This window comes from Leisingera aquaemixtae, assembly GCF_019801145.1.
In the GTDB taxonomy this organism is placed as follows: Bacteria; Pseudomonadota; Alphaproteobacteria; order Rhodobacterales; family Rhodobacteraceae; genus Leisingera; species Leisingera aquaemixtae_A.
In genome coordinates, this window is record NZ_JAHVJQ010000009.1 from 115189 (window position 1) to 128074 (window position 12886).

Sequence of the window (12886 nt, forward strand, 5' to 3'; positions counted from 1 at the left end):
AGCGGATCAATGTCTTGAAAATGATTGCATGCGCCGCCGGATTGGCGGCGCTTTGCGTGTCTGGCGCCCGCGCGGATACGCTGTCCGGCGCCTTGGATGCCTTGCGCGGAGCCGATGTGGTGATTCTCGGCGAGGTGCACGACAACCCCGTGCATCACCAGCGGCAGGCGCAGCTTCTGTTGGAACTGCAGCCCAAGGCCGTGGTCTGGGAAATGATCACCGCAGAACAGGCGGGCGGGCTGGATCCGGACACGCTTGCCGATGCAGAGCAAACAGCAAAACGGCTCGACTGGGATGCAAGCGGCTGGCCGGAGTTCCGTCTGTACGCACCGGTTTTTGCTGCGGCGAAAGGCGCGAGGCAGTACGGCGCGCTGGTGCCGCGGGAGGAAGCGTCTGAAGCTTTGGAGCAAGGGGTTGCTGCCTATTTCGGAGTGGAAGCCTCTGCGCGCTTTGGCCTGGACCAGCCGCTGCCGGACGCGGAACAGGCCGCGCGGGAAGCGGACCAGCAGGCCAACCACTGCAATGCGATGCCACTTGAGATGCTGCCGGTGCTGGTGGATTTCCAGCGTTTGCGGGATGCCAGCCTGGCCGCTGCCGCAGACAGGGCGCTGGCAGACACCGGCGGTCCGGTTGCCGTTATCACCGGCAATGGCCATGCCCGCACCGACCGGGGGCTGGCCGTCTATCTGGCGAAGGCCCGTCCCGATGCAGAGATCCGCAGCCTTGGGCAGTCGGAGGACGGGCTGATCAGCGGGCAATTTGATCTGGTGCTGGATGCTCCATCGGTCGAGCGGCCTGATCCCTGCCTCGCATTCCGCAAGGACGGCTGACTGCTTCACTCTTGTGCCGCGCCGCAGTAAGGTCGCGGGAAACCGGGCGAGGACGCGCAAATGCTGGCTGGCAAACATATTCTACTGATCATCGGCGGCGGTATTGCAGCCTATAAGTCGCTGGAGCTGATCCGCCGTCTGCAGGATCAAGGCGCCCGGGTGACGCCGGTGCTGACCAGGGCCGGCGCGGAGTTCGTGACGCCCCTGTCGGTTTCGGCCCTGGCCGGGACAGCGGTGCATCAGGAGCTGTTCGACCTGACGGCCGAGGCGGAGATGGGCCACATCCAGCTGTCGCGCAGCGCTGATTTGCTGGTGGTGGCGCCGGCAACTGCCGATCTGATGGCGAAAATGGCGCAAGGCTTTGCAAATGACCTCGCCTCGACCCTGTTGCTGGCGACCGACACGCCGGTGCTGCTGGCGCCTGCGATGAACGTCCGCATGTGGGAGCATCCGGCGACGCAGCGCAACCTTGAAACCCTGAAAGAGGACGGCGTGTCCTTCGTCGGCCCCAACGACGGCAGCATGGCCTGCGGCGAGTTCGGTCCCGGCCGGATGGCGGAGCCGGAGGAAATTCTTGCGGCGATTGCGGCCAAACTCGCGGACGGTCCGCTGAAGGGCAAGCGCATCCTGGTGACCTCCGGCCCCACGCATGAGCCGATCGACCCGGTGCGCTACATTGCCAACCGTTCCTCCGGAGCGCAGGGGGCAGCGGTGGCCCGTGCTCTGCGCGATCTGGGAGCGGAAGTAGTGTTCATCACGGGCCCGGCAGCGGTCCGGCCCCCCGAGGGCGTGCAGGTTGTGCCGGTGGAAAGCGCCCGCGAGATGGAGGCGGCGGTGCAGGCGGCTTTGCCTGCGGATGCCGGCGTTTTTGCGGCCGCAGTGGCGGACTGGCGGGTGGCCAGCGCCTCCGACCGGAAGCTGAAAAAGTCCAAGGACGGGCTGCCGGTGCTGGAGTTCGCGGAAAACCCCGACATCCTGAAGACCGTCTCGCAGATGAAGAACGGCCGCCCCGGTCTGGTGGTCGGCTTTGCGGCCGAGACCAACGACGTGGTGGAAAACGCCACCGCCAAGCGCAAGCGCAAGGGCTGCGACTGGATCGTGGCCAATGACGTCTCCCCCGCGACCGGCATCATGGGCGGCAGCGAAAACGCGGTGATCCTGATCTCTGACGAAGGCGCCGAGGAGTGGCCGCGGATGGGAAAGGACGAAGTCGCCCGCAAGCTGGCGGAACGGATCGCGGCGGCGCTGGCCGGGTGAATTTGAGTATTTGAACAAAGATGAAGCAGGGGCGCTGTAATGGTGACTATCCGTGTGATCTACGATGAGGGTGCAGACCGGGATGTGCCGCTGCCGTCGTATGAAACCGCCGGCGCGGCGGGGGCCGACGTGCGCGCCAACCTGCCGGACCGCGGCTGCCTGGTGCTGCAGCCGGGGGCGCGCAAGCTGGTGCCGACCGGGCTGCGGATCGAGATCCCGGCAGGCTATGAGGTGCAGATCCGCCCCCGCTCCGGGCTGGCGCTGAAGCATGGCATCACCCTGCCCAATACGCCGGGCACCATCGACAGTGATTACCGCGGCCCGCTGGGGGTGATCCTGATGAATGCCGGGCAGGAGCCATTTCAGATCGCGCACGGCGACCGCATTGCGCAGATGGTGGTGGCGCCGGTTCTGCAGGCGCGGTTTGAAGTTGCAGATGCGCTTTCCGGAACCGAGCGGGGCGACGGCGGGTTCGGCTCCACCGGGCAGGCCTGATGCTGCGGATCCTGGTCCTGGCAGCGCTGATCTGGTGGGGCGGTCGGTTCCTTGGCCTGCCCCGCAATCTGCGCGTAACGCTGCTGGCGGTGCTGTTCATCGCTGTGCTGGCGGTGCAGCTGACCCTGCCGGACGGGCACCCCTTGCGCGAAGGCACAGGCGGCTCTGCGGCTCCCTGGCTGATGCTGGGCGGCTTTGCCCTTGTCGCCGGTTTTTATGCGCGTATCGTGACGGCTTTGAAAAACCGCGCCCAGCCTCAGGATACGCAGATGAGCCAGCCTGCCAGCACCTTTACCGAAAGCGAGCTTGACCGTTATGCCCGCCACATCGTTCTGCGGGAACTGGGCGGGCCGGGGCAGAAGAAATTGAAGAAAGCCAAGGTGCTGGTGATCGGCGCGGGCGGGCTGGGGGCGCCTGCACTGCAATACCTCGCGGCGGCCGGCGTCGGCACCATCGGGGTGATCGACGACGATGTGGTCGACAATGCCAACCTGCAGCGCCAGGTGATCCACCGGGACGAGGACATCGGCAAGCCCAAGGTGTTCTCGGCCCAGGCCGCGATGCAGGCGCAGAACCCCTATGCGGAGGTGCGCCCGTACAACCGCCGCCTGACCGAAGAGATCGCGGCAGAGCTGTTTGCCGAATATGACCTGATCCTCGACGGCACCGACAATTTTGAAACCCGCTACCTGGCCAACCGCACCGCGGTGGCGCTGGGCAAGCCGCTGATCTCCGGCGCGCTGTCGCAGTGGGAGGGGCAGCTGAGCGTGTTTCACCCGGCCAAAGACGGCCCCTGTTACCAGTGCATCTTCCCGGAGGCGCCCGCGGCCGGTCTTGCGCCCAGCTGTTCCGAGGCCGGGGTGATCGGCCCGCTGCCCGGAGTGGTCGGGTCGATGATGGCGGTGGAGGCGGTCAAGCAAATCACCGGCGCCGGAGCGGTGCTGCGGGGCGAGATGCTGATCTATGACGGGCTTTACGGTGAAACCCGCAAAATCCGCCTGTCCCGCCGGGCGGATTGCCCGGCCTGCGGCGGCAAGGCGGAAAGCTGATTCCTGCCAGTGAACGAAGCCTATTTCATCGCGCTCCTGTGCAGTGCCCTGTTCGGCGGCCAGCCGGAACGGGTGCATGATTTCACCTATCCCGGCGGCGCCGCCTCGATCCGCACCGATTGCGAGAACGAAAACCGGGTCATCGAGTTCGGGCTGGACAAGCGCAGCAGCCTCGACAGCCTCCAGCAGGCGCTGTTTGCGGCAGAGGTCACCGGCAAGGAGCCGGTGGTCGTGCTGATCGACACCGATGGCAAGATGGGCCGGTTCGAATGGCGCATCGCCCGGGCGGCCAATATCGCTGACGTGCCCATCCGCATCATTCCGGCAGAGCTGACGGAGGGTGACGGGGCGGGCGGCTGAGGTGCCGGTGCCGCGCAAGGAAAGGTCAATTGCAGCTCCCTGTCTTTGCCGCTAGCGTCGCCTGCAAAGGAGACCTCTCAAATGTCCAACCCGCTTCTGTCCCGCTGGGACACGCCGTTTGAAATTGCCCCGTTCAACAGCATTTCCGACGATGACTTTGCCCCCGCGCTGGAGCAGGCGCTGGAGGCGCACAAGGCGCAGATCGATACCATCGCGAACAGTTCCGAGCCGCCCGGCTTTGCCAATGTGATCGAGGCGCTGGAGACCCCCTGCCGCGAGCTGGAGCAGGTGCTGGGTGTGTTCTTCACCGTGGCCGGCGCCGACAGCAACCCCAGGCGGGAAGAGCTGCAGAGGGCGTTCTCTCCGAAACTTGCCGCGCATTTCTCCGCCATCACCGCCAACAAGGCGCTTTATGCGCGCATCAAGGCGGTGTGGGACCAGCGCGAGCAACTGGACCTGACGGCGGAGCAGCAGCGGGTGCTGATGCTGACCCACCGCGGCTTTGTCCGCGGCGGCGCGGCGCTGGAAGGTGACGCCGATACGCGGATGCAAGAGATCAAGGGACGGCTGGCCACCCTGGGCACCCAGTTCACCCAGAACCTGCTGGCGGATGAGCGCGAGTGGTACATGGAGCTCAGCGAGGAGGATCTGGAAGGCCTGCCGGATTTCGTGGTCAAAGCGGCCCGCGCGGCTGGCGAGGAAAAGGGCGCAGGCGGCCCGGTGGTCACCCTGTCGCGGTCGCTGATCACGCCATTCCTGCAGTTCTCGCCGCGCCGCGACCTGCGCGAGAAAGCCTTCAACGCCTGGGCCGCCCGCGGCGCCAATGGCGGCGAGACCGACAACCGCGCCATCGCGGCGGAGATCCTGCAGCTGCGTGAAGAACGCGCGCAGCTGTTGGGCTACGAAAACTTCGCAGCCTATAAACTGGAAACCGAAATGGCCAAGACGCCGGAGGCAGTCCGCGGGCTCTTGATGGAGGTCTGGGAGGCGGCCAAGTCGCGCGCTGATCAGGACGAGCGGATTCTGACTGAAATGATGCAGGCGGACGGCGTCAACGGCGATCTGGAACCCTGGGACTGGCGTTACTACGCCGAGAAACGCCGCAAGGCCGAGCATGACCTGGATGAGGCTGCGCTGAAGCCCTTCCTGCAGCTGGACCGGTTGATCGAGGCGAGTTTTGCCTGTGCCAGCCGCCTGTTCGGGCTGGAGTTCACGCCGCTGGACGTGCCGCTTTACCACCCCGACTGCCGTGCCTGGGAAGTGACCCGGAACGGGAGCCATGTGGCGGTGTTCATCGGCGACTATTTCGCGCGCGGCTCCAAACGCTCCGGCGCCTGGTGCTCGGCTATGCGGCAGCAGGCCAAGTTCCCGGACGTGCAGGCGCCGGTGGTGATCAACGTCTGCAATTTTGCAAAGGGCGATCCGGCGCTTCTGTCCTGGGACGACGCCCGCACATTGTTCCATGAGTTCGGCCACGCGCTGCATCAGATGCTGTCGGATGTGACTTACGAGAGCATCTCGGGCACCTCGGTGGCGCGCGACTTCGTGGAGCTGCCCAGCCAATTGTATGAGCACTGGCTGGAAGTGCCGGAGGTGCTGCAGGAGTTTGCCACCCACGCGGAAACCGGCGAGCCGATGCCGCAAGAGATGCTGGAGAAGGTGCTGGGGGCGGCCAATTTCGACATGGGCTTCCAGACGGTGGAATATGTTGCCTCCGCCCTGGTCGACCTCGCCTTCCACGACGGGGCGGCACCCTCCGACCCGATGGCCAGGCAGGCCGAGGTGCTGGAGGAAATCGGCATGCCGCGGGCGATCGTCATGCGCCACGCCACGCCGCATTTCGCGCATGTGTTTGCAGGCGACGGCTATTCCTCCGGCTACTACAGCTACATGTGGTCGGAGGTGATGGACGCGGATGCCTTTGCCGCTTTTGAGGAAGCGGGCGGGGCCTTTGACGCGGAGCGTGCCAAGGCGTTGGAGGAACATATCCTCTCCACCGGCGGCTCCGCCGACCCTGCGGAGCTATACACCGCGTTCCGCGGGCGGCTGCCGGGCGTCGAGGCGCTGCTGAAAGGCCGCGGCCTGGCCGCGGAATAAGGAAAGCTCCCTGACGGGCGCTGCCTGCGGATTGAGTATTTCAGGAAAGATGAAAGAGCGGGCGCGCCAGTCCGCTCTTTTGCGCTCAGTAGCCGAGGCTGCGGTCGACCAGATGCAGCAGCGGCTCGCCTGCCTCGGCGCGGCGGATGTTTTCGGCGATCACCTCCGCCGCGGTGCTTTCGCGGGTTTCCGAGGCGATATGCGGGGTCACCGTCACATTGGGATGCGCCCAATAGGGGTGTTCCGGCGGCAGCGGCTCGATGCGGAAAACGTCCAGCGTGGCATGGCCGACCCGGCCGCTGTCCAGTGCCGCCAGCAGTGCATCGTCATCAATCAGCGGGCCGCGGCCCGGGTTGATGATCCTGGCCCCCTTGGGCAGCAGCGCCAGGGTGTCCGCATTCAGGGTGTTTTCGGTGGCGGGCGTGTCGGGCAGCAGCAGAATGACGATCTCCGCCTGCGCCAGTGCCGCCTTCAGCCCGTCGGCGCCGGAGTGGCAAATCACACCAGCAATCTCTTTCTGTGTCCGGCTCCAGCCCGAAACCTGAAACCCGAGCGCAGCCAATGCCTGGGCTGAAGCGGTGCCGAGGGCGCCAAGGCCCAGCACGGTCACGCGGCGGTCCTTGGCCAGCGGCGGGGCCTTGGGTTCCCAGTGCCCGTTCTGGCCGAGGATATGCGCGTCCATGCCCAGGTGGTAGCGCAGCGTGTGGCCTACCACCCATTCGGTCATGCCCCGCTCCAGCCCGCTGTCCACCATCCGGGTGAGCGGCAATTCGGCGGGCACAACAGGCACAATTTTTTCAACGCCTGCCCACAGACTCAGCACCGCCTTCAGCCTGGAGAAGGGGGTGAAATTGCTGACCGGCCCGCTGGGGGCGTAGACAATGTAATCCACCTCCTCCGGCGCAAATTCATTGCGCAGATCGGCATCCACGCCAAGCCGGGCAAGCTCTGCCTTCAAAAGCGGCTCATAGGCGGGCCAGGCGTCGGGGTGGCCTGCAAACAGGACATTGGCGGTCATGGAAACTCCCTGAATATCTAACGTGACGCCTGGCGCGGGCGGTGGATATGGGCGCTTTGCACGATGCCGAAGGCGCCCAGCAGCACCAGCATCGCCGAGCCGCCGTAAGAGACCATCGGCAGCGGCACCCCTACCACCGGCGCCAGCCCCATCACCATCGACATGTTCACCGCAAAGAACAGGAAGAAAGTGATGGCGATGCCCATGATCACCAGCGAGGAGAACCGGTCCTTGGCGGCAATCGCTGAGGCGATGCAGAACACGATGATCAGCATGTAGATCGACAGCAGGGTGACGCCGCCGATGAAGCCGAATTCCTCCGCCAGAGTGGTGAAGATGAAGTCGGTGTGTTTTTCCGGCAGGAAGTTCAGCCGCGATTGGGTGCCTTGCATGAACCCCCGACCGGACCAGCCGCCGGATCCCAGTGCGATCTTGGACTGGGTGATGTGATAGCCCGCGCCCAAGGGGTCTTGCGAGGGATCCAGGAAGGTGTCGATGCGGCGGAACTGGTAGTCCTTCAGCAGCTGCCAGTCGGTGCCTCGGCTTTGGAATACCGCGCTGACCAGCCCGACGCCCGCTGCAATCACCGCCGCGAAATAGGCCCAATGCACGCCCGCCAGGAACATCACCCCGCCGCCTGCCGCCATCAGCAGGATCGAGGTGCCAAGGTCCGGCTGTTTCAGAACCAGCGCCGTCGGAATGAGGATCAGCGCCACCGGCAGCAGCACCCACAAGGGGCGCGAGGTTTTCTCGGCCGGCAGCCAGTCGTAATAGGCGGCCAGCAGCATCACGAGGGCGATCTTGGTCACCTCCGACGGCTGCAGCCGCATGAAGCCGATGTCGATCCAGCGCTGCGCGCCCATGCCGACGGTGCCGAACAGCTCCACCGCAACCAGCAGCGCCAGCGATCCCAGATAGGCCACCACCGAGATATTGCGCCAGAACCAGATGGGGATCATCGCCACCACGAACATCACGCCCAGCCCCAGGGCAAAGCGCTTGACCTGCGGTTCCACCCAGGGGCTGAACGACCCGCCAGCCACCGAATAGAGCATCAGGAAGCCGACGCTGGACACGGTGATCAAGAGCAGCGTCAGCCCCCAGTTCAGATGCAGGATCTTGCGCAGGCCGGCGGGGGTCGATTTGGCGTGGTACTCAAGATAACTCATGCCCGGCTGCTCCTGCTGCCCAGCGGGCGCTTGACGCGTTCGCGCTCCAGCCTCTCCTGCTGCGCCTTGATGCGGCTGCGGTCGGCCTTGGGATAGGCCTCCAGCGGCGGGGTGCCGTCATAAAGCGCCTGCAGCAGCACGTCGCGTGCCACCGGCGCCGCCGCCTTAGAGCCGCCGCCGCCATGTTCGACCACCACGGCAACCGCGTATTTCGGTTTGTCATAAGGCGCAAAGCAGACAAACAGCGCATGGTCGCGCCGTTCCCACGGCAGGTCTTCGTTGCGGATCACCCCCGCTGCGCGTTCGGCGGCGGTGATGTTGCGGACCTGGCTGGTGCCGGTCTTGCCGGCCATCTGCAGGCCGTCGCCGATGATGCGGGAGCGGTAGGCGGTGCCGCGGCGGTCATTGCTGACCGAATGCATGCCGCGCCGCACCATGCGCAGGCTGTTCTCGCTGATCCCCAGCGGCTCGCCGGCGCCGCTCGGCTGCTCCACGCCGTCCAGCGATTTCAGCAGCCGCGGCGTCACACTGCGGCCGGTGGCAATCCGCGCGGTCATGACCGCCAGCTGCAAGGGCGACGCCAGCATGTAGCCCTGGCCGATCGAGGCGTTTGCAGTGTCACCGATCAGCCAGTCCTTGCCATAGGAGCTTGCCTTCCACTCCTTGGTGGGGGTGATCCCCTGCGCAACCGCCGACATCGGCAGGTCGTGCTTGATGCCCAGGCCGAATTTGTTGGCAATTTCGGAAATCTTGTCGATGCCGGTCTTGATTGCCACGTCATAGTAATAGACGTCGCAGGAGCGCTTCAGTGAGGTGTTCAGATCCACATGCCCGTGGCCCGCGCGTTTCCAGCAGTGGAAGCGGCGGCCGGCGACCTTCAGGTGGCCGGGGCACCAGACGGTTTCCTCCGGTCCGACAACGCCGTTTTCCAGCGCCGCCAGCGCCGTGATCATCTTGAAGGTGGAGCCGGGCGGGTAGGTGCCCTGCACCGTCTTGTTTGACAAGGGCCGGTACTTGTCCTCTGTCAGCATCCGGTAGTCGGCGACCGAGATGCCGCGCACGAACAGGTTGGGGTCAAAGCTGGGCGAGGAGCAGATCGCGCGGATGTCGCCATCCTCGCAGTCGATCACCACCGCGGCGGCGCTTTCCCGGCCCAGCCGCGCCTGCACATAGTTCTGCAAGCCGGCGTCGATGGTCAGCTGCATGTCGGCGCCGGAAATCCCCTCGCGCCGGTCCAGCTCGCGCATCACCCGGCCGGTGGCGTTGACCTCGACCCGCTTGGCGCCGGCCTTGCCGCGCAGCACGTCCTCGCGCTTGGCCTCGAAGCCGACCTTGCCGATCTGGAAGCGCGGAATCATCAGCACCGGCTCCGGGTCTTCCATCTTGCTCAGGTCATAGTCGGAAACCGGTCCGACATAGCCCACCACATGGGCAAAATCGCCCAGCTGCGGATAGACCCGGGTCAGGCCCACTTCCGGGGTGACACCGGGCAGGGCGGGGGCGTTCACTGCCACCTTGGAGATGTCCTCCCAGCCGATCTGGTCCGCCAGAGTGATCGGCAGGAACGGCGGCGAGCGGCGCATCTCGGTGCGGGCGCGCTCCAGGTCCTCCGGGTCTAGCGGCACCAGGCTGGAGAGCTTGGCGATCACCTCCTCCACGTCGCCCGCATCCTCCGGCACCACGGTGATCCGGTAAGAGGGCGAGTTCTGCGCGATGATCAGCCCGTTGCGGTCAAAGATCTGCCCGCGGGCCGGCGGCAGCAGGCGGATGTTGATCCGGTTTTCCTCGGCCAGCAGGCGGAATTCATCAGCCTGATCCACCTGCAGATAGCGCATCCGGGCCGCCAGCCCGCCGGCAAAGGCCAACTGCAGCCCGCCCAGAAACAGCGCCCGCCGGGTCATCTTGCCGTGGGCGGCATCCAGATCCTTGGTATTGCGTTTCATCGGCGGCTCACCAGGGTTTCGGCCTCGGCAGGGGACAGTTTGCGCACGTTCAGAATAGACTGGCTGGCCCAGACTGCCAGCGGATAGGCGGCGATGGTCATCACAACCTGGATCACCGTCAGGCTCAGCTGCGCCTGCGCAACCCCGAACAGGCTCAGGGTCAGCCGGTTCAGCGTGGCAATCCCGGTCAGCACCAGGGCAACGGCCAGCCATTCGCTGGCAAAGGTGCTCTCGCGGTGCGGTGCGGCACGGGCCTTGAGGAAGCCGCAGCCCAGCACCGTCAGCAGCGCCAGCAGCCCAGGCGGGCGGTGGAACAGCAGATCCGCCAGCAGCATCACCAGGCCGATGGACAGCGCAGGCACGTAATCCGGGCGGCGCAAGCTCCAGGCCATGGCCAGCGCCATCAGCAGATCCGGCGGCGCCCAGAACCGCGGCTCGGTCTCCAGCGGCAGCAGGTGGAAGAACATGATCAAGAGCGAAACTGCGGGAAACGCCGCGCGCATGGTCCAGATCCGGGCGGGAGAGGTGTTAGCCATTGCCGGCCTCAGCCGTGCTTTCGGCGCTGTCCTCCCCCAGGGTTTCGGGCCGCGGCTGCGGCAGCGGGTCGCCGGGGGCGGCGCCGACCAGCCCGCCGGGGCCTTCGATCACCTGCGTGCCGTGATGGCGCAGCACCCGCAGGAATTCCAGCCGTCCATAGTCAGCGGACAGGCGCACCCGCATCCGCCCCGAGCGGTCCTTGGCCACCTGGCCGATCAGCAGCCCCGCCGGAAAGACGGCGCCGTCGCCGGAGGAAATCACCCGGTCGCCGGGGCGCACCAGGTCGGGGTTTTCGAGAAAGCTCAGCACCGGCGCGGCGCTGTTGTCGCCGGTGACCAGCGCGGTCTGGCCGGAGGGCTGGATGGTGGCTGGAACGGCACTGGCGGCATCGGTCAGCAGGATCACCCGCGCGGTGTTGCGCCCGGTGCCGGAGATCCGGCCCACCAGCCCGATTCCGTCCATTGCCGCCCAGCCGTCATGCACCCCGTCGCGGTTGCCGACGTTCAGCAGCACTGACTGGCGGAAGGGCGAGCCGCTGTCGGCCATCACCACCCCGGTGATATAGGTGAGCTGCGGATCCAGCCGCACGTTGTTAAGGTCCAGAAGCCGGGCGTTCTCCTGCTCCAGCTGCAGTGCGGCCTCTTTCCAGGCCCGCATCTGCCGCAGCTCGCTGCGCAGCTCGCGGTTCTGCTCGGCCAGCCGCTGGTAGCTTTGGAAATCGCGGACCAGGTTGACGGCCGCTGTCACAGGCACCATCGCCCAGTCCATATTGGGCACTACCGTGTCCACCACCTGCGCGCGGAACCGTTCCACCCGCGGGCTGTCGATCCGCCAGACAACAAAGATCGCGGCCAGGCACAGGCACAGCACCGCTGTCAGCAGACGCCGCAGCGGGGTTGCGTAATCGTCGCGCTGTGACTTGTCCTTTGCCACGTCTCTCCTTCCAGCCGCCACTCCAGCCTGAAATCAGCTGGCGCCGTTCCGGCGGGCAGGGGCTGTTAGCTGTCGTAGTCGATGGCGTGGGCCAGCTGCTTTTCGTATTCCAGCGCCTTGCCGGTGCCCAGGGCCACGCAGTTGAGGCTCTCGTCCGCAATTGACACGGCCAGGCCGGTCTGCTCGCGCAGGGCAAGGTCCAGATCGCCCAAGAGCGCGCCGCCGCCGGTCAGCATCACGCCGCGGTCGACGATGTCGGCCGCCAGATCCGGCGGGGTGGTCTCCAGCGCGGTCATCACCGCCTCGCAGATCTGCTGCACCGGCTCGGCCAGCGCTTCTGCCACCTGGGCCTGGGAAATCTCGATTTCCTTCGGCACGCCGTTCAACAGGTCGCGGCCTCGGATCTGCATCGACTGGCCGCGGCCGTCGTCGGGCATCCGGGCAGTGCCGATGGAGGTCTTGATGCGCTCGGCGGTGGATTCGCCGACCAGCAGGTTCTGCTGCCGGCGCAGGTAGCTGATGATCGCCTCGTCCATGCGGTCGCCGCCGACGCGGACAGAGCGGGCATAGACGATGTCGCCCAGCGACAGCACCGCCACTTCGGTGGTGCCGCCGCCGATGTCGACAACCATGTTGCCGGTCGGGTCGGTGATCGGCATGCCGGCGCCAATGGCGGCTGCAATTGGCTCGGCGATCAGCCCGGCGCGGCGGGCGCCTGCGGACAGCACCGACTGGCGGATCGCGCGTTTTTCAACCGGGGTGGCGCCATGCGGCACGCAGACGATGATCTTGGGCTTGGAGAAAGTCGAGCGCTTGTGCACCTTGCGGATGAAGTGCTTGATCATTTCCTCGGCGGTGTCGAAGTCGGCGATCACGCCTTCGCGCATCGGCCGGATCGCCTCGATCGAGCCGGGGGTGCGGCCCAGCATCAGCTTGGCGTCCTCGCCGACGGCCAGCACCTTCTTGACGCCGTCCTTGACGTGGTAGGCCACCACCGACGGCTCGGACAGGATCACCCCGCGGCCCTTGACATAGACCAGAGTGTTGGCTGTGCCGAGGTCGATGGCCATGTCCGAGGAGAACAGACCGCCCAAGTTTCCGAAAAGCGCCATATAGAAGGGATCCTGTGAGTGCTGCCATTATTCCTTAGGCGACTCCCGGTGGGGCCGCCTTCCCCAACCTTATAAGCGGCACGGGA

At 66.0% G+C, this 12886-nt stretch carries 12 protein-coding genes; 6 read left to right on the forward strand and 6 right to left on the reverse strand.

Annotated elements, in window-relative coordinates; translation table 11 throughout:
- Positions 1-20 precede the first annotated feature (20 nt).
- The 6 genes from KUW17_RS18475 (at position 21) to KUW17_RS18500 (ending at position 6088) form a co-directional block, all read left to right on the forward strand.
- Positions 21-830, forward strand: a complete 810-nt coding sequence (locus tag KUW17_RS18475) for a ChaN family lipoprotein (protein ID WP_261397278.1) — start codon at positions 21-23, stop codon at positions 828-830.
- Between the two features lie 60 nt (positions 831-890).
- Positions 891-2087, forward strand: coding sequence for a bifunctional phosphopantothenoylcysteine decarboxylase/phosphopantothenate--cysteine ligase CoaBC (gene coaBC / locus KUW17_RS18480; protein ID WP_222481773.1), 1197 nt, complete (start codon positions 891-893; stop codon positions 2085-2087).
- A gap of 39 nt (positions 2088-2126) precedes the next feature.
- On the forward strand, positions 2127-2582 hold the full coding sequence (dut, locus tag KUW17_RS18485; protein ID WP_222481774.1) for a dUTP diphosphatase: 456 nt from the start codon (positions 2127-2129) through the stop codon (positions 2580-2582).
- Entirely contained in the window at positions 2582-3631 is a 1050-nt protein-coding gene (locus KUW17_RS18490; protein WP_222481775.1) for a HesA/MoeB/ThiF family protein, read from the forward strand. Before dut ends, KUW17_RS18490 begins: the two co-directional genes overlap by 1 nt.
- Before the next feature lie 9 nt (positions 3632-3640).
- Positions 3641-3991: a hypothetical protein gene (locus tag KUW17_RS18495; RefSeq protein WP_222481776.1), complete on the forward strand. Its 351-nt coding sequence runs from the start codon at positions 3641-3643 to the stop codon at positions 3989-3991.
- 81 nt (positions 3992-4072) lie between these two features.
- Positions 4073-6088: a M3 family metallopeptidase gene (locus KUW17_RS18500; protein WP_222481777.1), complete on the forward strand. Its 2016-nt coding sequence runs from the start codon at positions 4073-4075 to the stop codon at positions 6086-6088.
- Between the two features lie 85 nt (positions 6089-6173).
- Here the strand turns inward: KUW17_RS18500 and KUW17_RS18505 are convergent, their stop codons facing one another.
- The 6 genes from KUW17_RS18505 to KUW17_RS18530 form a co-directional block, all read right to left on the reverse strand.
- A complete protein-coding gene (locus KUW17_RS18505; protein ID WP_222481778.1) occupies positions 6174-7106 on the reverse strand; it encodes a 2-hydroxyacid dehydrogenase in 933 nt (310 codons plus the stop codon).
- A 17-nt stretch (positions 7107-7123) separates the two neighbouring features.
- Positions 7124-8275 (reverse strand): rod shape-determining protein RodA, encoded by a 1152-nt coding sequence (gene rodA / locus KUW17_RS18510; protein ID WP_222481779.1) that lies wholly within the window; start codon positions 8273-8275, stop codon positions 7124-7126.
- The gene (mrdA, locus tag KUW17_RS18515) at positions 8272-10218 is read right to left on the reverse strand and encodes a penicillin-binding protein 2 (protein ID WP_222481780.1); all 1947 of its coding nucleotides are present in this window, start codon (positions 10216-10218) and stop codon (positions 8272-8274) included. The genes rodA and mrdA overlap by 4 nt, the downstream gene beginning before the upstream one ends.
- The gene (locus tag KUW17_RS18520; RefSeq protein ID WP_222481781.1) at positions 10215-10754 is read right to left on the reverse strand and encodes a rod shape-determining protein MreD; all 540 of its coding nucleotides are present in this window, start codon (positions 10752-10754) and stop codon (positions 10215-10217) included. The genes mrdA and KUW17_RS18520 overlap by 4 nt, the downstream gene beginning before the upstream one ends.
- On the reverse strand, positions 10747-11688 hold the full coding sequence (mreC, locus tag KUW17_RS18525) for a rod shape-determining protein MreC (protein WP_222481782.1): 942 nt from the start codon (positions 11686-11688) through the stop codon (positions 10747-10749). The genes KUW17_RS18520 and mreC overlap by 8 nt, the downstream gene beginning before the upstream one ends.
- A gap of 65 nt (positions 11689-11753) precedes the next feature.
- Positions 11754-12800 (reverse strand): rod shape-determining protein, encoded by a 1047-nt coding sequence (locus tag KUW17_RS18530; RefSeq protein ID WP_008554722.1) that lies wholly within the window; start codon positions 12798-12800, stop codon positions 11754-11756.
- Positions 12801-12886 lie beyond the last annotated feature (86 nt).